Here is an 18,336-nt window from a genome sequence, read left to right as displayed (position 1 = left end):
GCACCTCCCACATTGATGCAAGCTGACCCACCGCTATCGCGAGCAAGCTTTGCTCCCACAGGCTAATCCTGTGGGGGCGAGTCCGCTACTCCTTGACGCTCATGTACTCCTCGGCCCAGCGGATGTAGTCCTCGGGCTGGGTGTAGGTGTGGGTCAATTCGGTGGCGCTCAGATCCGAAGCCTGGGTGAAGATCTGTCGTTGTTCGCGAAGGCTGTCGTAGGTCGCCTTGATCGCGGCAAAATACGCGCCGTGGCCGTCGATGGTCACACGCACACCCAACTCGGCCAGGCGCTTGTCGTCGCGCAGCAACGGGTTGCCATAAGTGACAAGCATCAGCGGCACCGTCAGGTTTTCGCTGATCTTCTCCAGATGATCGAAGTCTTGCACACCTACCATGCAAATCCCGTCCGCTCCGGCACGCTCATAGTGCTGGGTGCGGCTGATGATTTCCTGGACCGGCAAGATCCCGGCGTTGGTCCGGGCAATGATCGCCATTTCCGGATCGACTCGCGCCTCCAACGCCGCACGAATCTTGCCGACGCCTTCGGCTACGCCGATCAGGTCGGTGGATTTACGCCCGAACTGGGCCGGCAGCAAGGTGTCCTCGATGGTCAGCGCCGCGATGCCGGCCCGTTCCAGTTCAACGATGGTGCGCATCACGTTCAGGGCATTGCCGTAGCCGTGGTCGGCGTCGGCAATCACCGGCAGTTGGGCCACGCGGCCGATGCGGGTGGCCTGTTCGGCAAATTCGCTGAGAGTGATCAGGGCGAAGTCCGGTGCGCCCAATACCTGCAACGACGCCACCGAGCCTCCCAGGATGCCTACTTCGAAACCCAGGTCAGCGGCGATGCGCGCCGACATCGGGTCGAACACCGAGGCGGTGTGGTAGCAGGTGTCGGAAGCCAGCAATTGGCGAAAGTTACGACGCAAATCTTGATGGGAAAGCCTGGACATATGAGTTCCACCAATGGAATGGAAAGGCTTGAGCAAAAGTGTCAACGCCGAAAGATCCAAAGGCTATCACGTGGCAAGCGCAAAGATGATGACGAATGTGTATGGGTGATGCCGTTATGGCATCGAAAAAAGGCTGCAGGCCCGGAAGGTCTGCAGCCGGGCAAAAAAAGCCCATTTCAAACTATTCAGTCTTCGGTTGGTAGGTTCCAGAATTGCTTGATCTCATGGATGTTCCCGACGTTGAAGCGCGTCGGGAATCCGGGGAGTGTGCAGTGGATTTCGTTGGTTAACTGCGTTGCGGTATCGACCACATGGGTGCTTGCCCGCAGTAATGGGGTTTCATCCCAGTCTTTCATCAGGTTGTTCAAGGTTCCTCCTTTCTTCAGTTACTGGACAGCGAATGACTACCGGCATGGAGCAGTGACAGTGTCTCTCTAAACAACGTGATCTCTTGCGCAGCCACGCCGGGGTAAAGGGGTATGTAATCTTTATCAAAGCACCATGCTTCGTCGATCTTGTCCAAGCGTTCCGGATGGACAAGCAGGCTGAGTGAAGCAGACATTGAGTTTGGGGCTATTTGTTTATGGATCTCCCGTAAGGCTGGCATATACAAGACTTTTCCTGGCGCAAGTTTAAGCCTGCGCTTTTTGCCCAGTCGGGGTCTTTTACCTTTTTGCAGCGGTAGATCATCAAGTAGTTCGCGTACAAGGGTGGTGTAGCCATCGCCGCTGTAGCCGACTGCGTAAATGTCAAAGTCGTGGCTGTGGTTCAGATCATAGATAAATGTTTCACTTTCATCATGGGTTTTCACCGGTGACCAGAACCCCAGGCGAAGGGTGAATGAATCATTCTTGTGCAGTACAAAACCATAGGCGTTATAGAGGCTGTTGCGTGTACTGAAACCGTCTCGCTGGAGGGTGGCATAAAGATGTTCGCTCAATAGACAACGGTTTTTGGCCAGTTGGCGCAAGTCTGCAATGATTCTGGTTCTGTCCCTTTGCATGTCATAAGTGTTCAGCCGCTCGACAAACGTTTCCAGGTTCATGCCGCCTGCACCAGTGAGTGGAGCAGGTTGTCCAGGCGCGCACTTTCGAGTTTTTTCAGCAGTGGAGCGTAGTTCAGCGCGTTTTGCGGGTCAGCCCGATAAAGCATCTGGAAGGCTTTCCACGCCACGGCAGGGTGATAGTGGTAGATCAGTTCCCGGGCAACCCTGACACCTCCCGGGTCCTGGATCGTTTCGAGTAATTCGAGGCTCACCAGGTACCGGGCGGCACTGTTGTCGTGAGGCAGCCAGGCTGTTTTGCGCAATGAGACAGGATCAAATACGCTGATGTCCGCACTACGGTCGGGGAAGTTAATTCTGCCAATCAATGCAGGTTGTTTTTCACCCTTTTGAGAGTAGTCGAATAAGGTTCGATTGCCATCAATGATCAGCGGATTGCAGTTGTCGATGATCGAGATGTCGGTTTTTTCAAGTTGATGCGTGTTGAGGGTGTATAGCTGGATTTCGAAAGGCTGATCAAGTGCGAATAGAATGCTTTGGCCGGGCACCGAGTACAGTTGCGAAGACGCAGTGTTAAATGCAGGTGTCTTGATACTTATATTGGCAACGCCCGTGCAGTACAGCGTGATGGTGCCGGTGTGCGAGTTGGTCATGTTCATGATGGCCGCGCGTCGAGACTGTGCCGTGGCAACTTTGTGTTGAGCATTCAGGTCGGCGATCAATTGTTTGATTTGCGTGGTCATGTCTAATGTCTTGATTTTCTCCGCTATGTGTTCGAGCGGTAATCGTGTAGCAATCAGATTCTTGATCATGAACAGTGTCGTTACAGTTGGGCGGTGCGCGAAAGTATGGGTCTCGAGTAGGTGGGTGGCAATTATGCAATTGTGGAGAAGTATTGCTGATCAACGACAGACTTGTGTATTGGATATATCCAAGGCCGGGCGATACCGAGGCTATGCCGCCACCGCCTGTTGCCCCTGCCTGGGCAATGCCACGGCGCGCACCGTATCACCCGGTTGCACTTGCAGGCGTTTGGCGGTGAGGCGATCGACGAGTAGCTTGTGGCCATGCTGGTGCGCGCGAGCGCTGGTGACGCGGCAATTTTCCTGGCGCCGATTGTGAATCAGCCAGACCGGTGCCTGTTCGTCCGGGGTGCCAATGACCAGGGTCAGCGTCTGGCTGTCGCGTACCGTGCGGATCTTCGACACTGGCGCCTCGATCACGGGGCCGCCGTCAAAGATGTCGATGTAGCCCTTGTGGCTGAAACCTTCGGCGCTGAGGATTTTCATGGCCGGCTCGGTGTTCGGGTGAGCCTTGCCAATCACCGCCTGGGCCTGTTCGGTGAGCAGGCAGGTGTACAGCGGCTGGCGTGGCATCAGCTCGGCGATAAACGACTTGTTACCCATGCCGGACAACTGATCGGCGTGGCTGAAGTCTTTCTTGAAAAAATGCCGTCCCAGGCTGTCCCAGAACGGCGAACAGCCTTGTTCGTCGGCATGGCCCCGCAGTTCGGCGATCAGTTTTTCGCCGAACAGCTGGGGAAATTCGGCCACGAACAGCAGGCGCGCCAGGGACAGCAGGCGTCCGTTGTGACCGTGGCGTTGCTCGGGGTGCAGGAACAACGAGCAGATTTCCGACTGCCCGGACATCTCGTTGTTGAGGAACAGGGTCGGGATCTGCCGCTGGATCCCCAGCTCCGGCGCCGAGCTGACCGTCAGTCCGACCCGATAGTTGTACCAAGGCTCGCGCAACCCGACCGCGCCGGTCAGGGCACTGATACCCACCACTTGCCGGTCATCGTCTTCGAGCACGAACAGGTAATCGGCGTCGGCACGTTCGACTTGCCCGGCAAAGGTCCGTTGGGCCCAGCGAATGCGGTGGGCCAGGCGCTCTTCGTTGGCCGGCAGGCTGGTGAAGCCGGGACCGGCGCAACGGGCCAGGTCCAGCAACGCGGGCAGATCGGTAATGGCGACCGGACGGACAATCATGCTGCAGCTCCTTCATCGTGTCGGTCCAAGCGCCGATGCGTGCCACGGGATCGAGTGAGGCTCATAGGGCAACCACCCGGATCCGCTCGCCATCCATGACGCCCAGGGCGGCCAGCATATCGGGCGACAGGGCCACGGGGCCTTCGGCGTTGACGTCCAGCTCGGCGACGATGGCCCGGTAGTCTCCAAGGCGGTCGTTACTCACCAGGTAACGGCCTCTGGCATCGATCTGCAGGCTTTGCCGGGCCGTGGCACTACGACTTTGCGTGATGGTACGGACGTTGGCGATACGGGCATGCAAGGTCGGCCCACCGTCGAAGATATCGACATAGCTGTTGGTCTCGAAACCCTCGCGCGCCAGGATGTCGAAGGCTTCCTGGCCGTCGGGATGCACCCGGCCGATGCAGGCCTGGGCTGCAGGCGGCAGCATGGGTACGTAGATCGGGTATTGCGGCATCAGCTCGGCGAGAAAGGTCCGGCTCTGCAAACCACACAGCCGTTCGGCTTCGACGTAGGGCAGGTCGAAGAAGTGCTGGCCGATGGCGTCCCAGAAGGGCGACTGGCCGTCCTCGCTGCTGAACCCGACGATCTCGGTGATGACCGATTCGGCAAATCGCTGGGGGTGGGCGGCGATGAACATCAGCCGGGCCCGGGACAGCAGCTCCGATTCCGGCGTGCGCACCCGCTCGGCGTCGATGTGGAAACCACGCAGCAGCGTCTGTCCGTTGAGGTCCTGGCACAGTGACAGCGCAGGCACGCCATGCTGGATATTCAGCTCCCGGGACTCGCTGGAAAACGGCCGGTTGCGCAGGCTGTAGAACGGTTCGTTGTAACCGGTGCTGGAGAGAATTTCCGAACAACCGACCAGGCGCCCGGATTCCAGGTCCTCCAGGACAAAAAAATAATTCTCCGCGCCAGGGCCCTGCACATCGGCCTCGAACGAGGCGCACGAGTCGAGGATCTTTTCCTCCAGGCGCGCGGTATCGTCCGGCAGCGACGTGACACCCACCAGGCTGTCACGGGCCAATTGTTGCAGTTGCGGCAGATCGGTTAATTGAACTGGACGTAAGGCCAGCATGGATTGCACTCCTGTTCCAGAGAGCCCGGTGACAGGCACCGGGCTTGACGATCACTGTCGATGTCCACGCGTTGTAACCAGGGTTGGCCGAGTCCTTCGACCGCCGACCCTCACTGACCGGCCGGATCGGGCACGGCGCTAGGGTTGCCGAATTTGTTGAGCGCACACAGGTAGACCACGCCCGCGGCAATCCAGATCAGGCCGAGCTTCTGCGCAGCCACGCCCATGTTGTACATGATGGCCGCGACGATCACGAAGCCGACCAGTGGGCAAATCAAGTGGCGAATCAGTTGGCCGGACCGCTGGCGGCGCCAGTAATGGTTGATGACGGTGATGTGCAGCAACATGAAGCCGCTCAGGGCGCCGAAGTTGACCAGGGAGGTGAGGGTGTCCACGGCGTCGATGAACAGGTAGCAGATCAACAGCGACAGCACTGCCACCAGGTAGATGCTCAAGTACGGGGTGTTGTGTTTTGGATGGACCTTGGCCAGCACCTTGGGCAACTGGCCGTCCCGGGCCATGCCGAACAACAGGCGCGACACCGCCGCCTGCGAAGTGATCGCCACGGCCACGCCCCAGGCCAGGGCCGTGGCAACCGCAGTCAAGGTGGCCAGCCAACTGCCGGCTGCCAATTCGGCGATTTCATAGAATGCGGTGTCGGCGGACTTGAAACCCATGCCAGCGGCCAGGTCCGTGGCGATCCAGGTCTGCACCACGAAGATCGCCCCCATCACCAGCAAGGTCACCAGGGCTGCCTTGCCGACGCTGCGGCCCGGGTCGCCCTTGATCTCTTCGGCCAGGGTGGAAATGGCGTCGAAGCCCAGGAACGACAATACCGCGATGGACACGGCTTGCATCAGCAGGGCGAAGTTGAAGTGTTCCGGGCTGTACAGCGGCGCCAGGGTCAGTTGACCGTTACCGGCGCCGCCGTGCAGGGCATTCCAGGCGTAGAACAGGAAAATCCCCAGCACCACCAACTGCGCCAGCAGGAAAATGATGTTCATCCGCGCGGTGAAGGTGATGCCCCGCAGGTTGACGAAGGTCGCGCTCACCAGGAAGGCCAGGATGAAACCGACCTTGGGAATGTCCGGGTACAAATGGTTCAGCGCCATGGCGGCGTAGACATAGAGCAGCGGCGGGATCAGCAGGTAGTCCAGCAGCATCAGCCAACCGGCGATGAAGCCGACGTGTGGGTTAAGGCCCCGTTGCGCGTAGGAATAGACCGAACCTGCCACCGGGAAGGCCCGGGCCATGCTGCCGTAGCTCAAGGCAGTAAACAGCATCGCCACCATGCCGATGATATACGCCAGCGGCACCATCCCCGGTGCCTCGGCGTTGACATAGCCATACACGCCGAACGGGGCGATGGGGATCATGAAAATCATCCCGTATACCACCAGGTCTGTCAGCGACAGGCCGCGTTTCAATTCCTGTTTGTAGCCAAATGCCTCAATGCTCATGAGCCGTTTTCCTTTTCAGCTGTGTGGGTTGCGCTTGCTTGCTGTCTGTCGCTGGAAACTTGCCGCTGCCGCGCTACAGCAGGGGCGCCAGGTAGGCACTCCAGGTCCGTACCGCCTCGGGGTTGCGCAGTTGGTCGTTGCGCACTTCGATCAACACCGAATCCAGGCCGCGGCCATCGCCGTGCACCGGGACCGTCATGTCGGTCAGGGGGTTGATCTTGTAGGGTTGGTTGCCCGCTGCTCGCAGCGAATGCCGGCCCAGCCCGTCGACGATGTGCTGGGCGTACTCCTTGGCTTCGCCGAACAGCACGCCCGCTTCCAGGGCACGCGGCTGGCCATAGAACACCGGGGTGAAACTGTGGATGCCCACCACGCGCACCGGCCGGTTGGCGGCCAGGCGCTGGTCGATCAACGCCCGCAACCGATCATGGAAGGGATGGAACAGGCACTGCTGGCGATACTCGCGCGTGGCCTCGTCCAGGTCATGGTTGCCCGGGACCTGGTAGATCTCGCTCTGGGCCGGAATGCTGTCCGGCACATGCAGCGGCCGGTTGAGGTCAATTAACAGCCGTGAGTAATTGGCAGCCAGCAAGGTCGCGCCGAGGGTTTCGGACAGGCGTTCGGCCAGGTGCAGGGCGCCAATGTCCCAGGCAATGTGCTCCTGGGACGCGGTTTCATCCAGGCCCAGATCGTTCAGCGCATCGGGAATGAAGCGGCTGGCGTGTTCGCACACCAGCAGCACCGGGTGTTCGGAGTCCTCCCGGGCCAGTCGGTAGGGTGGCTTGATGTAGAGGCCTGATTCAGCACATTCAATAGATTCGTGCATAGTGCTCACAACGCTCGGCAGGTGACAGCGCCTCGGTCAAGGCCAGCTCCTGGGCCTTCAAGGCGAAGTAGGTTTCGACCAGCGGACCGGGCAGGGTCTCGAGCAGCGCCCCGCTGTGGCGCAGGCAGTCCAGTGCCTCGGCCAGGCTGGTCGGCAGGGCGATAATGCCACGGGCGCGCCGTTGTGCTTCATCCAGCTCATCGGGTATTTCATCAGTGACAGCGTTCAAGGCCAGTCGTTGCTGGATGCCCAGTCGCCCGGCAATCAGCAGTGCCGCCATCGCCAGGTGCGGCGAGGCGGTGGCGTCCATGGCGCGGAACTCCAGGTTGTACTGGTTCGCCAGCGGTTTGGCACTCAGGCTCACGGTCGGGCAAATGCGCAGCGCCGCTTCGCGGTTGCGCTGTCCCAGGCACGCATAGGACGCGCTCCAGTGATGAGGTTGCAGGCGCTCGTAGGACACCGGCGTCGGCGCGGTCAACGCACACAATGCTGGCAGATAGTGCAGCACACCGGCGGCCCAATGCTGGCCGAGGCTGGACAAGCCGTTACTGCTGGCGGCGTCATGCAGTACCGGGTCCGCGCTCAGGTCTTGCAGGCTCAGGTGCAAATGCACGCCGTTGCACACGGCGTTTTCCGCGGTCTTGGGGGCGAAGCTCAGGTCCAGGCCCATTTGCCGGGCGATTTCGCGGGTGATTTCCCGTACGTTCACGGCCCGGTCGGCGGCGGCTACGCCCAAAGTTGGGCGGCAGGTGATTTCGTATTGATGCTGGCCATATTCCGGCAGGAACATTTCCGGCTCGACACCGCCGGCCCGCAGGGCACTGAGCAACCACCCGGCGAACCCGGCCTGCTGGCGCTGGGCCTGGAGGCTGAAGGCCAGGCGATCAGGCTGCGCAGGCGTGGCAATCAGGTTGAACTCATGCTCGAACGCAGCGAAAACCTGCAAGCCCAGTTCGGCGCGATAACGCTCCACTTCGTCCTGCAGCAGCGTGCGCGGGCAAGCGCTCCAGGGCCGGCCGTCGGTCTCCCGAATGCCGCAATGGATGAAGTCGAGGGCAGGCGCCTGGGCGTCGGGGCCGTTGTTGACGGTCACCCGGCTGGACAGGTCCGGCACCAGCCGCAGGTCGCCATAAGCGCCCCACGGGTTGGTCGAAGCGATGATGTCCTGGGGCGTCAGTGCGCTGTTGGCCGGCACCCAGCCACAGCCCGCGGTGACGTAGTGGGGCAATTCATCACTGGGAAACGAGCGCCCACGGGTCACGCCGATCAGATCGGTGGTCACCAGGGTCGTGACGGGCAGCGGGGCGAGGACGGCTGCGGGATCAAGGCGGCTCATGGCTGCATCTCCTGCAACCGCGCGAGCACGGTGTCGGTATCGGTGATCCAGCAATAGCCCTTGATCGCGTTCAGGCACGCCAGGTGCCGTTGTTCGGTGTGGGTGGCGCAGGCATCTTCCACCAGGGTGACCAGGTAGCCGCGATCGGCGGCGTCGCGCACGGCCATGTCGACGCACTGGTCGGTGACGATGCCGGCGATGATCAAGTGGCGGGTCTGCAGGTTGCGCAGCACGTAGTCGATGTTGGTGGAATTGAAGACCCCGGAGGAGGTCTTGGGCAGCACGATTTCGTTTTCCAGCGGCGCCAGTTCGGCAATGATCTGCGCCTCGGGGCTGCCCTTGGGCAGGTGCATGTCCGACAGCTTGTGATCCAGGGAACGGTCGCGGCCATCGGCGGTGAGGCTTTCGATGTGAGTGTGCAACACGTTGTGCTGCCCTTCGCGCATCGCGTTGAGCAAGCGCTGCTGGTTGGGAATGACCTGCTGGCGGGCCCGCTGGATGAAATACTCGGCCTCGCGGGTGTGCAGGTGGGCATCGAATTGCGGTTCCAGCCAGGCGCGTTGCATGTCCACCAGCAGCAAGGCCGTGTGCTGGCAGGTGAACGGCAAATCCCGGGGCGAGCGGTGGGGGAGCGAGAACATCCTTATTTTTCCTCCAGCAGGTGCGTGTTGAATTCCGTGCGCAAGGCATCGATGCCTTCCAGGCGTTCGGCCAGCTCGGGGCATTGCAGGGTCAGGCAGGCAATCAGCGCCTCGACCTGGGCCAGTGCCGGCACCAGGCTGTCGAAGGCCGAGATCGATTCCACCGGGGCGCTGATGATCAGGTCGGCCAGCTCGCGCAACGGCGAAGCGTAGACGTCGCTGAACAGCACGACCCGGGCGTGGCGCGCCTTGGCCGCGCTGGCCACGCGCAGGGCCTGGGCCTGGTAGCGGCGGTAATCGAAGATCAGCACCACATCCTGGCGTTGCACGTCGAACAGCCGGTCAGGCAGTTGGGCGTTGTCTTCCAGGGCAAAACAGCCGGCGCGCAACAGCCGCAAATGGTTGAGCAGGTAGTGGGCCAGGAAGCTGCTGAAGCGTCCGCCGAAGCAATGCACCTGATGGCGGCTGTCGAGTAACCACTGCACGAGAATGCGCACGTCTTCGGGTTGGGTCAGGGCCTGGGTGTCGATGAGGTGGCGTTGACTGGCGGCCAGATACTGGCTCCAGGTATCGCCTTGCTGCAATTTGGCCCGCGGTTTCAACAGGGTGCGGGGGGAGCGCAGGCGATGATCCATGTCACTGAGCAGGGCATCCTGGAATTCGGCGTAACCGCCAAACCCGAGTTTTTTCACCAGCCGCACGATGGTCGGGTCGCTGACGCCGGCATGGTCCGCCAGGCGTGACATCGGGCCGAGGCCGTTGCGAGGGTAGTGATCGAGCAGGGCACGGACGACCTTGCGTTCCGACGGCGTCAAAACCAGGCCGGGATCGGTGATCAGGTCTCTGAGAGGTGGCATCCGTGCTCCTTGCCAGGATGGGTGTTGAATTTCTTTCATAACTCCTGAAAACAGTATTTATGTAGCTGGTGCTACATGTCCAGTGGTTTTTACGTTCCGTTTAAAATGCTCCAGTATTGTGCGAAACCCTTGTAGGAGTTGGTTCCGGCTGGGTAGACCGAGTATGTCAGTCGATGCTTCTGACGATGTCGGACATAACGCCTTTTTGTCTCACTTATTTGATTTCGTATAAGGTGCTGTACAACTAAGTGCGTGAATATCCCGCCCATGTGCCCCTTCCGATTGCCTGAGAATCCAGTGTGCAAGCCACTCGTCTGACCTTGATCTGCCACGCCCGCACCGTCGCCCAGAAGCAGGCGCGCTTTGGCCTGGACGAACCGCTGGACGCCGACTGGCTGGCACGCTGTGCGCAGCTCGACCACCACTACCGAAATGTCCGGCAACTGCTGTGCGGGCCGGAACTGCGCACGCGCCAGACCGCCGCCTTGTTCGGCGACGAGCCCGAGCAGGACCTGGCCCTGGCCGATTGCGATCTGGGACGCTGGCGCGGGTTGTCCATCGATGACTTGCTCCAGGCTGAACCGCAAGCCCTGCAGAGTTGGCTCGATGATGTCGAGGCGGCCCCCCATGGTGGTGAATCTGTCGCCCAGTTGTGTCGCCGTGTCGGGGACTGGCTGGCCAGTCTGGAAACCCGGCCAGGACATCTGCTGGCCGTCACCCACCCCTTCGTGATCCGCGCAGCCCTGGTGAATGTCTTGGGCTGCCCGGCCGCTACATTCAACCGGATCGACATTGAACCGTTGTCCACCCTCGAATTGCGTTTCCACGGCGTATGGCGATTGCGCACCCAAGGACCTGGCCAGGAGTCGCCGCGATGAAGACGTTGTCAGTCATTGGCATTGGGGCCGGCGATCCGGATCAACTGACGATGCAGGCAGTGAAAGCCTTGAACCGCTTGGACGTGGTCTTTCTCATGGACAAGGGGCCGGCCAAGGACAAACTGTTGGACCTGCGGCGCGAAGTCTGTCGGCGCTATATCGTTGATCACACCTACCGTTTCGTCGAAGCCTATAGCCCGGAACGCCAACGCGGCGACCTGGACTACAAGGACAGCGTCGAAGCATTGAACCGGGCTAAACAGACCACCTTCGAACGCTTGATCAATGAGGAACTGTCCGACGGTCAACGGGGTGGTTTTCTGGTGTGGGGCGATCCGGCGTTGTACGACAGTACCGTGCGCATCCTGCGGGCGATCCTCGACGCGGGCCGCTGCACCTTCGAATTCGAGGTGATCCCCGGCATCACCAGCGTCCAGGCCCTGGCCGCCCGGCATAAAGTACCGTTGAACAGCATTGGCGGTTCGCTGGAAATCACCACCGGACGCCGGTTGGCGGCGGGGCAGGTGGGCGACGCGGCGAGTGTGGTGGTGATGCTCGATGCCGAGGACGCCTATCGCCAGGTGAGCGATCCCGATACGCACATCTACTGGGGTGCCTATGTGGGGACGCCGGATGAAATCCTTATCGCCGGCCGCCTGGGGGACGTGGCCGATGACATCGAACGCACCCGCAAGGCCGCGCGAAAGGCCAATGGCTGGATCATGGATACGTATTTGTTGCGTAAGCCTCAATGACGCTTGCACATCAACCTGTGGCGAGAGGGTATGTGGGAGCAAGGCTTGCCCGCGATACAGGCGATGCGGTCTTCCAGAAATCGAGGCACTCATATCGCGAGCAAGCTTTGCTCCCACAAATATGCCCTTGCCATAACAGCGTTCGACAGCTTCATCACCAGTAGGCTATTTACCCCCGCCCAAACCGCTCCCGATACACCGACGGCGCCAGCCCCACGACGCTGCGAAACGCCACGCGAAAGCTTTCCACCGAGCGGTAGCCACACAGTTGCGCGATGTTGTCGGTGTTGTCCCCGGTGCTTTCCAGCAACTCGCGGGCCCGGGCCAGGCGTTCATGTTGCAGCCAGGCCTTGGGCGACACGCCGCAGGCCTGGGTGAAATGGCGCAGGAAGGTGCGTTCGCTCATGGCCGCCTGGCTGGCCAGTTCGCGCACACCGAGGGGTTCGTGCAGGCGTTCGCGGGCCCATTGCATGACACTCGACAGGTCGCTGCGTGGCGTGCGGCTGACCGGTGAGGGAATGAACTGCGCCTGGCCGCCCGTACGTTGCGGCGACATCACCAACCGGCGTGCCACGCAGTTGGCGATCTGGACGCCATAGTCCCGTGCCACCAGGTGCAGGCAGGCATCGATACCGGCGGCGCTGCCCGCCGAGGTGATGACCTGTCCTGAATCCACGTACAGCACATCCGGGTCTACTCGCACGGCCGGAAAGCTTGCGGCCAGTTCATCGGTGTAGCGCCAATGAGTCGTGGCGCCCAGGCCATCGAGCAGCCCGGCGGCGGCGAGTACGAAGGCACCGGAGCAGATCGACAGCAGGCGCGCACCACGGGCGTGGGCCCTGCGCAGTGCCTCGAGCAACGCCGGGGACGGTGGCTCGCTGCGGTTGCGCCAGCCCGGCACGACAATGGTCCGGGCGGTTTCGAGCATTTCCATGCCGCCATCGGCCAATACCTGGAAGCCGCCCATGGCGCGCATCGGGCCGTCATCGACCGCGACGATCCGATGCGTGTACCAGGGAAAGTCGAATTCCGGTCGCTCCAATCCGAAGATCTCGATGGCGACACCGAATTCGAAAGTGCATAGGCCGTCGTAGGCGAGGATCGCGACCAGACCAGGGTTAGGCTGCATTTGGCGGAAAATTCCCACAGAGTGTCTTGTGCGCCACTGTAGCGGTAAGCACCGAGGGGATAAAGTCTCTTCACGCCCTATCTATCCTGGAGTACACGCCCATGACCAGCCTGGTTCGCGAAGTGCCTGCTGCCCCCTCCGATATCGCCCTGCAGCATTTCAGCCGTCGCCTGACATTCGAAACCGATTGTTCCGACGTTCACGCCAGCCAACAGGCCGGCAACATCGATTTTGTGCTGGTGGATGTACGCGGACCCCTGGCCTACGAGCGCGGCCACGTCCCCGGGGCGATCAACCTGCCAACCCGAACACTCACCGCCCAGGCACTGGCCGCCTATGCCAAGACCACCCTGTTTGTGGTGTATTGCGCCGGCCCCCATTGCAATGGTGCGAACAAGGCGGCAGTGCGCCTGGCAACGTTGGGCTACCCGGTCAAGGAAATGATCGGCGGCGTCATGGGCTGGCTCGATGAAGGCTTTCGCTTGACCGGCACAGTGGAGCGCATGGCGGATGAGGCGATCAGCTGCGACTGCTGACTCCCCGCCACAATCAGATTGCAAGCAGGCTTTTGTGGCGAGGGAGCTTGCTCCCGCTGGGCTGCGCAGCAGCCCCTTGGTGTCCGTCTGAGACAGATGGCATCGTCGCCCTTATTGGGGCCGCTGCGCGCCCCAGCGGGAGCAAGCTCCCTCGCCACAGGTGCGTATCGGCCACAGGGGTGTTTACCTGTCAGGTTTTTCGCAAATCCCGTGACCACCGGACGCACCCGGCTGTTTTTATAACTATTTGTCGCCTCAACATAATTCCCCTCCTGAGTGCCCCTCTAGACTCCCGGCCACTTCGGTTTTTGCTGACCGAACGCTGCTTACGAATCTGCCTATAACGATCAATAAAATACCCTGCGCACTCAGGAGCGAAAATGAAGAAGCTAGCCATGTTCGGTGCCTTGGCACTGTCCGTATTGTCCCTGTCGGCCGTGGCCGAAGACGCCAAGCCGATCCGTCTCGGGATCGAAGCCGGTTATCCGCCTTTTTCGATGAAAACCCCTGATGGCAAGCTGACCGGCTTCGATGTCGATATCGGCGACGCCCTCTGCGAGCAGATGAAGGTCAAGTGCACCTGGGTCGAGCAGGAGTTCGATGGCCTGATCCCCGCGCTGAAAGTGAAGAAGATCGATGCGATCCTGTCGTCCATGACCATCACCGACGATCGCAAGAAAAACGTCGATTTCACCATCAAGTACTACCACACCCCGGCGCGGTTCGTGATGAAGGAAGGCTCCGAGGTCAAGGATCCGCTGACCGAGCTCAAGGGCAAGAAAGTCGGCGTGTTGCGGGCCAGTACCCACGACCGTTTCGCCACCGAAGTGCTGGTGCCTGCGGGTATCAACCTGGTGCGCTACGGCTCCCAGCAGGAAGCCAACCTGGACATGGTCGCCGGTCGCCTCGACGCCATGCTGGCCGACTCGGTCAACCTCGACGACGGTTTCCTGAAGACCGATGCCGGCAAAGGCTTCGCCTTCGTGGGCCCGACCTATGAAGACGCGAAATACTTCGGCGGTGGCGCCGGCATTGCGGTGCGCAAGGGCGATAAGGCCCTGGCCGACAAATTCAACGCCGCCATCAGTGAAATCCGCGCCAATGGCACCTACAAGAAAGTGCAGGACAAATACTTCGCCTTTGATGTCTACGGGCATTAATCGCTGAACCCAAGGTGGCCCGCCGTTGACCCGGCCGGCCACCTTTTTCATGGGCGATTGTTTTACCCTGCGCCTATCGAAATACCGCCATCCGGAGTTCTCTCATGCAACGCATCGACCATACCCTGCCATGGAGCCACCTGGGCACCGAGCGCCGGCTCAGTGTGTTTCGTTACGGCCACGGCCCGCGCAAGGCCTACATCCAGGCCAGCCTGCACGCTGATGAACTGCCGGGCATGCGTACCGCCTGGGAGCTGAAGCAGCGGCTCAACGACCTCGAGGCCCAAGGGCTGCTCAAGGGTGTGATCGAACTGGTGCCGGTGGCCAATCCCATCGGCCTGGATCAACATCTGCAAAGTGCCCACATGGGGCGTTTCGAACTGGGCAGCGGCAAGAATTTCAACCGCGCCTTCGTGGAACTCAGTGCCCCGGTGGCGCAACGCATCGGCGATCGCCTGGGTGACGACCCGGCCGCCAATATCACCTTGATCCGCCAGACCATGGCCCAGGTTCTCGACGACCTGCCAGCGCCACCTTCGCAACTCGAAGCGCTGCATCGCCTGCTGCTGCGCCATGCCTGCGACGCCGACATCACCCTGGACCTGCATTGCGATTTCGAGGCAGCGATCCACTTGTATGCCTTGCCGCAACAGTGGCCGCAATGGCGTTCCCTGGCCGCCCGCTTGAAAGCCGGTGTGGCGTTGCTGTGCGAGGATTCGGGCGGCAGTTCGTTCGATGAGTCCTGCTCCTCGCCCTGGTTGCGTTTGGCCAAGGCCTTTCCCGCAGCGGCGATCCCACCGGCCAACCTGGCGACGACGCTGGAGCTGGGCAGCATGGGCGATACCCGGGTGGCGCAGGCCCAGGCCAATTGTGAAGCCATCCTCGGGTTTCTGGCCGAGCAGGGTTTCATCGCCGGGGATTGGCCTCCTGCGCCGGCGCAGTGCTGTGAAGGTTTTCCGTTCGAAGGCACTCAATACCTGTTCGCGCCGCACCATGGCGTGGTGAGCTTTTTGCGTGAGGCTGGCGAGTGGGTGGAGCAGGGCGATCCGCTGTTCGAAGTGGTCGATCCGTTGAGTGATCGGGTCACCACCGTGCGGGCTGGCACCAGTGGCGTGCTGTTTGCCCTGGACCGCGGACGCTACACCCAGCCAGGGATCTGGCAGGCAAAAGTCGCCGGGCGTGAGCCGATTCGTACGGGGAAATTGATCAACGACTGATAAGTGCTGTCTACCTCACCGCACGCTCTTTGCCGTGCGGCTATCGAACGATGGAGGAAGATTGATGTTTAAAGCGCTCGCCCTGTTTCTATTGCTGGTCTCGTCCGGGTTGCAGGCCCAACCCTCGCTGCACACGGACTTGCCGCTCAACTACCTGGCCCAAGCCGATGAGCAAGCCGGCAACCGCCCCCTGGTGATCTTCCTGCACGGCTCCGGCAGCAACGAACAGGACCTGTTCGAACTCAAGGGCGAGTTGCCCCAGGATTACAACTACCTCTCGGTGCGGGCGCCGAAGAGCATGGAACAGGACCGTTATCAGTGGTTCGCGAAAAAGGGCGAGGGTGCCTATGACGGTGACACCTCGGACCTGAAGGCCAGCGGCCAGGTGCTGCTGGACTTCATCGACAAGGCTCGGGCCAAGTACTCGACCGACGCGAGCAAGGTCTACCTGGTAGGGTTCAGCCAGGGCGCGATGATGAGTTACGAAGTGGCCTTGCGACACCCAGAAGCCGTCGGTGGCATTGCCGCGATGGGCGGGCGGGTCCTGTCGGTGTTGCGGGCGGAACTGGCCCCCGATGAATCGCGCCGGACACTGGCGGTGTTCATCGGCCATGGCACGGCAGACCCGATCATTCCCTACCACGATGGCACCGAGGCCAACAGCTTCCTGAAGACCCTGGCGCTGGAACCGGAATTCCATGCCTACCCGGGCGTCGGCCACAGCATCAGCGCCCTGGAAGTACAGGACCTGCGGGCCTGGCTGGAGCGGCTCAATCCCTGACCACCGCAAGTCCCTGTGGGCGAAACCCTGTGGGAGCTGAGCTTGCTCGCGATAGCGGTGTATCAGCTTGCATCAAGGTTGGGTGTGCCGACGCCATCGTCGGATCGCCGCCCGGAGCAAGCTCGGCTCCCACATGTTCCGGGGCGCTTATTTACCGCTGGCGATCTGTTTCACCAACGCTTCATGACCGGCCTTGTCGCTGGCCCGGGAGATGACCTGCACCACCGCCATGCGCGTGCCGGAGGCGCCCAGCAAGGTGGTGTCGAGGGTTGGTCCGCCGCCCTGGGTCGCGCTGGTGTCGAGCTGGCGCAGGCCCAGGCCGGTGCCTTTTTGCTTCAGGCTTTTTTCGCTGAGGATCTTGGCGTCCGGCAGGGCCTTGATGCGTTGGGCGGCGAAGTCGGCCATGGTGGTGTCGAGGAATGCACCATCGTCGTCCTTCACATTCGTACCGTTGACGATGGTGTTCTCAGCGGCAATCACCACGGTTCTGCTGGTGGCATTGCTGTACATCGTCCCTGTCGCCCCAGCGGTGCCCTGGGCCACTTCACCGGCGGGTAGCGGCGTCGCCGTGAAGCCCTTGGGCAAGGTGAAGGTGAACTTGCCGCCGAGCATCGACACCTTCTGCGCCGGTGCATCGCCGGCAGGTTTGGCCGGCGCCGCCTGGGCGGGTACCACGATGAGGCTGGCGATGGCCGTCAGCAACAGGGCGGCGGCTTGTTTACTCAGCAATGACATTGAAACGCTCCACAGATGGTCGTGCCTGGAGGCCGATCATCCCATGGGCGTCGCACCTGACTCCAGCGCCCGTGCAGAAGAGACCGTCATTTTGGCGAAAGGTGTGCGGTGTCGCCGGGCGGAGGCCGCACCAGCAGCCGTCGGGTCACCAGCAGCATGGCCATCGACACCGCGACGCCCAAGACAAAAGCCGGCATGCCCAGCAACGGCAGGGCGAGGGCCAGGGTCAGGCAGAAGGCGGCGAAGCAATACATGCCGGTGGCCGTTGCCCGCAGCAGCGCGGCGGTGAAGGCCGGCCCCCGGGTTTGTTGGGAGAACACCGCCATGACACTGCCCAGCACCGGGAACACCGCCAGCAGCCCGCTCCAGCGTTCGCCCACGGTGCTGGCCAGCAGCGTCACCGCCAGGGTCAACAGCGCGCCAGCGATCATGCGCAGCAGCAGTTTGTCGGATTTAGCCGCCGGCCCGTTCATCACCGGCCGGACCGTCGGGAACAGATACGGCGCCGCCAGCAGCGCGGCCAGGGCGATCAGGCTCGACAACGGCAGCGAAGCCGGTAGCCAGGACAGGATCAACGCCACCAAGGCCCAGACGCCTAGCGCGATGCCCAGCGCCCAGGGCCAGTTGCGATGCTGGGCGACCTGGGCGTACACCACGCAGAAGGCAATCATCGCGAACATCGCTGCCAACGCCGCGGTCGCCGACTGTGCGGCAAACAGCTCGCCTTGTTCTATGGCCAGGAACAGCAGAATCGGCCCCACCACGACTGGCAACCCCGAGAGCCAGCCGGCCACACTCGGTCCCCAACGCCTGCCCGCCTGGGAAATCAGCAGCAGGAACGCGGGAATCACCAGCAATTTGAGCAGCAGCACGCGGTCATCCTTGTCAGTCGTCGAGGCGCCACGTTAGCACCGTCCGCATCGCAAACCCACTGTGGAACAAGCTTGCTCGCGATGGTGATCGTACATTTTTCGCGAATATGCCCGCGCACACTTGAACTA

The 18,336-nt window shown here is 61.6% G+C and carries 20 protein-coding genes; 6 read left to right on the top strand and 14 right to left on the bottom strand.

The genetic code is table 11. The annotated features are described in order from the left end of the window. Nucleotides 1-85: 85 nt before the first annotated feature. From Q7F16_RS21925 to Q7F16_RS21875, 11 genes are all read right to left on the bottom strand, one after another. Nucleotides 86-955: an isocitrate lyase/PEP mutase family protein gene (locus Q7F16_RS21925; protein WP_014339271.1), complete on the bottom strand. Its 870-nt coding sequence runs from the start codon at nucleotides 953-955 to the stop codon at nucleotides 86-88. 185 nt (nucleotides 956-1,140) lie between these two features. Continuing rightward, entirely contained in the window at nucleotides 1,141-1,323 is a 183-nt protein-coding gene (locus Q7F16_RS21920) for a hypothetical protein (protein WP_204126479.1), read from the bottom strand. A 14-nt stretch (nucleotides 1,324-1,337) separates the two neighbouring features. Beyond that, complete coding sequence (locus Q7F16_RS21915) at nucleotides 1,338-2,000, bottom strand: transposase (RefSeq protein WP_409556775.1); 663 nt, start codon at nucleotides 1,998-2,000, stop codon at nucleotides 1,338-1,340. After that, nucleotides 1,997-2,770, bottom strand: coding sequence for a hypothetical protein (locus Q7F16_RS21910; protein ID WP_409556776.1), 774 nt, complete (start codon nucleotides 2,768-2,770; stop codon nucleotides 1,997-1,999). The genes Q7F16_RS21915 and Q7F16_RS21910 overlap by 4 nt, the downstream gene beginning before the upstream one ends. A gap of 141 nt (nucleotides 2,771-2,911) precedes the next feature. After that, entirely contained in the window at nucleotides 2,912-3,946 is a 1,035-nt protein-coding gene (astA, locus tag Q7F16_RS21905; RefSeq protein WP_409556777.1) for an arginine N-succinyltransferase, read from the bottom strand. A 61-nt stretch (nucleotides 3,947-4,007) separates the two neighbouring features. Continuing rightward, nucleotides 4,008-5,024: an arginine N-succinyltransferase gene (locus Q7F16_RS21900; RefSeq protein ID WP_014339267.1), complete on the bottom strand. Its 1,017-nt coding sequence runs from the start codon at nucleotides 5,022-5,024 to the stop codon at nucleotides 4,008-4,010. Nucleotides 5,025-5,134: 110 nt separating this feature from the next. Beyond that, nucleotides 5,135-6,484, bottom strand: coding sequence for an APC family permease (locus Q7F16_RS21895; protein WP_046064781.1), 1,350 nt, complete (start codon nucleotides 6,482-6,484; stop codon nucleotides 5,135-5,137). Nucleotides 6,485-6,557: 73 nt separating this feature from the next. Further along, complete coding sequence (locus Q7F16_RS21890) at nucleotides 6,558-7,310, bottom strand: N-formylglutamate amidohydrolase (protein WP_046064782.1); 753 nt, start codon at nucleotides 7,308-7,310, stop codon at nucleotides 6,558-6,560. Then, nucleotides 7,294-8,646, bottom strand: a complete 1,353-nt coding sequence (locus Q7F16_RS21885; protein ID WP_409556778.1) for a glutamine synthetase — start codon at nucleotides 8,644-8,646, stop codon at nucleotides 7,294-7,296. The genes Q7F16_RS21890 and Q7F16_RS21885 overlap by 17 nt, the downstream gene beginning before the upstream one ends. Beyond that, entirely contained in the window at nucleotides 8,643-9,287 is a 645-nt protein-coding gene (locus Q7F16_RS21880) for an isochorismatase family cysteine hydrolase (protein WP_409556779.1), read from the bottom strand. The genes Q7F16_RS21885 and Q7F16_RS21880 overlap by 4 nt, the downstream gene beginning before the upstream one ends. 2 nt (nucleotides 9,288-9,289) lie before the next feature. Next, nucleotides 9,290-10,144: a MurR/RpiR family transcriptional regulator gene (locus Q7F16_RS21875; RefSeq protein ID WP_409556780.1), complete on the bottom strand. Its 855-nt coding sequence runs from the start codon at nucleotides 10,142-10,144 to the stop codon at nucleotides 9,290-9,292. 299 nt (nucleotides 10,145-10,443) lie between these two features. Between Q7F16_RS21875 and Q7F16_RS21870 the strand changes: the two genes are divergently transcribed. Next, on the top strand, nucleotides 10,444-11,022 hold the full coding sequence (locus Q7F16_RS21870) for a histidine phosphatase family protein (RefSeq protein WP_409556781.1): 579 nt from the start codon (nucleotides 10,444-10,446) through the stop codon (nucleotides 11,020-11,022). Beyond that, nucleotides 11,019-11,777 (top strand): precorrin-6A synthase (deacetylating), encoded by a 759-nt coding sequence (gene cobF / locus Q7F16_RS21865; RefSeq protein WP_409556782.1) that lies wholly within the window; start codon nucleotides 11,019-11,021, stop codon nucleotides 11,775-11,777. Before Q7F16_RS21870 ends, cobF begins: the two co-directional genes overlap by 4 nt. A 169-nt stretch (nucleotides 11,778-11,946) precedes the next feature. Here the strand turns inward: cobF and ftrA are convergent, their stop codons facing one another. After that, nucleotides 11,947-12,906 (bottom strand): transcriptional regulator FtrA, encoded by a 960-nt coding sequence (gene ftrA / locus Q7F16_RS21860; protein WP_046064788.1) that lies wholly within the window; start codon nucleotides 12,904-12,906, stop codon nucleotides 11,947-11,949. Between the two features lie 101 nt (nucleotides 12,907-13,007). On the opposite strand from ftrA, the gene Q7F16_RS21855 reads away from it, so the two are divergent. The 4 genes from Q7F16_RS21855 (at nucleotide 13,008) to Q7F16_RS21840 (ending at nucleotide 16,600) form a co-directional block, all read left to right on the top strand. After that, the gene (locus tag Q7F16_RS21855) at nucleotides 13,008-13,442 is read left to right on the top strand and encodes a rhodanese-like domain-containing protein (RefSeq protein ID WP_046064789.1); all 435 of its coding nucleotides are present in this window, start codon (nucleotides 13,008-13,010) and stop codon (nucleotides 13,440-13,442) included. Nucleotides 13,443-13,822: 380 nt separating this feature from the next. After that, nucleotides 13,823-14,602 (top strand): ABC transporter substrate-binding protein, encoded by a 780-nt coding sequence (locus Q7F16_RS21850; RefSeq protein ID WP_014339257.1) that lies wholly within the window; start codon nucleotides 13,823-13,825, stop codon nucleotides 14,600-14,602. Nucleotides 14,603-14,706: 104 nt separating this feature from the next. Next, nucleotides 14,707-15,819, top strand: coding sequence for a M14 family metallopeptidase (locus tag Q7F16_RS21845; protein ID WP_079302441.1), 1,113 nt, complete (start codon nucleotides 14,707-14,709; stop codon nucleotides 15,817-15,819). Nucleotides 15,820-15,883: 64 nt separating this feature from the next. Then, nucleotides 15,884-16,600, top strand: a complete 717-nt coding sequence (locus Q7F16_RS21840; protein ID WP_409556783.1) for an alpha/beta hydrolase — start codon at nucleotides 15,884-15,886, stop codon at nucleotides 16,598-16,600. A gap of 147 nt (nucleotides 16,601-16,747) precedes the next feature. Here Q7F16_RS21840 and Q7F16_RS21835 read toward each other — a convergent pair whose 3' ends face one another. Together Q7F16_RS21835 and Q7F16_RS21830 are read right to left on the bottom strand one after the other, a co-directional pair. Then, nucleotides 16,748-17,335 (bottom strand): hypothetical protein, encoded by a 588-nt coding sequence (locus Q7F16_RS21835; protein WP_014339254.1) that lies wholly within the window; start codon nucleotides 17,333-17,335, stop codon nucleotides 16,748-16,750. Between the two features lie 86 nt (nucleotides 17,336-17,421). Continuing rightward, entirely contained in the window at nucleotides 17,422-18,207 is a 786-nt protein-coding gene (locus Q7F16_RS21830) for a hypothetical protein (protein ID WP_046064792.1), read from the bottom strand. Nucleotides 18,208-18,336: the final 129 nt, after the last annotated feature.

It is taken from the genome of Pseudomonas sp. Lb2C2, from assembly GCF_052112205.1.
Taxonomy (GTDB): Bacteria; Pseudomonadota; Gammaproteobacteria; order Pseudomonadales; family Pseudomonadaceae; genus Aquipseudomonas; species Aquipseudomonas kilonensis.
The sequence above is the reverse complement of the archived record's forward strand: the minus strand, read 5'-3'. Positions and strand labels throughout refer to the sequence as shown.

Coding starts and splice junctions, on each gene's coding strand:
- Q7F16_RS21895 (WP_046064781.1), bottom strand. CDS start 6,484: ATGAGCATTGAGGCATTTGGCTACAAACAGGAATTGAAACGCGGCCTG.
- Q7F16_RS21885 (WP_409556778.1), bottom strand. CDS start 8,646: ATGAGCCGCCTTGATCCCGCAGCCGTCCTCGCCCCGCTGCCCGTCACG.
- Q7F16_RS21890 (WP_046064782.1), bottom strand. CDS start 7,310: ATGCACGAATCTATTGAATGTGCTGAATCAGGCCTCTACATCAAGCCA.
- Q7F16_RS21915 (WP_409556775.1), bottom strand. CDS start 2,000: ATGAACCTGGAAACGTTTGTCGAGCGGCTGAACACTTATGACATGCAA.
- Q7F16_RS21880 (WP_409556779.1), bottom strand. CDS start 9,287: ATGTTCTCGCTCCCCCACCGCTCGCCCCGGGATTTGCCGTTCACCTGC.
- Q7F16_RS21855 (WP_046064789.1), top strand. CDS start 13,008: ATGACCAGCCTGGTTCGCGAAGTGCCTGCTGCCCCCTCCGATATCGCC.
- Q7F16_RS21900 (WP_014339267.1), bottom strand. CDS start 5,024: ATGCTGGCCTTACGTCCAGTTCAATTAACCGATCTGCCGCAACTGCAA.
- cobF (WP_409556782.1), top strand. CDS start 11,019: ATGAAGACGTTGTCAGTCATTGGCATTGGGGCCGGCGATCCGGATCAA.
- ftrA (WP_046064788.1), bottom strand. CDS start 12,906: ATGCAGCCTAACCCTGGTCTGGTCGCGATCCTCGCCTACGACGGCCTA.
- Q7F16_RS21875 (WP_409556780.1), bottom strand. CDS start 10,144: ATGCCACCTCTCAGAGACCTGATCACCGATCCCGGCCTGGTTTTGACG.
- Q7F16_RS21845 (WP_079302441.1), top strand. CDS start 14,707: ATGCAACGCATCGACCATACCCTGCCATGGAGCCACCTGGGCACCGAG.
- Q7F16_RS21835 (WP_014339254.1), bottom strand. CDS start 17,335: ATGTCATTGCTGAGTAAACAAGCCGCCGCCCTGTTGCTGACGGCCATC.
- Q7F16_RS21850 (WP_014339257.1), top strand. CDS start 13,823: ATGAAGAAGCTAGCCATGTTCGGTGCCTTGGCACTGTCCGTATTGTCC.
- Q7F16_RS21840 (WP_409556783.1), top strand. CDS start 15,884: ATGTTTAAAGCGCTCGCCCTGTTTCTATTGCTGGTCTCGTCCGGGTTG.
- Q7F16_RS21925 (WP_014339271.1), bottom strand. CDS start 955: ATGTCCAGGCTTTCCCATCAAGATTTGCGTCGTAACTTTCGCCAATTG.
- astA (WP_409556777.1), bottom strand. CDS start 3,946: ATGATTGTCCGTCCGGTCGCCATTACCGATCTGCCCGCGTTGCTGGAC.
- Q7F16_RS21910 (WP_409556776.1), bottom strand. CDS start 2,770: ATGATCAAGAATCTGATTGCTACACGATTACCGCTCGAACACATAGCG.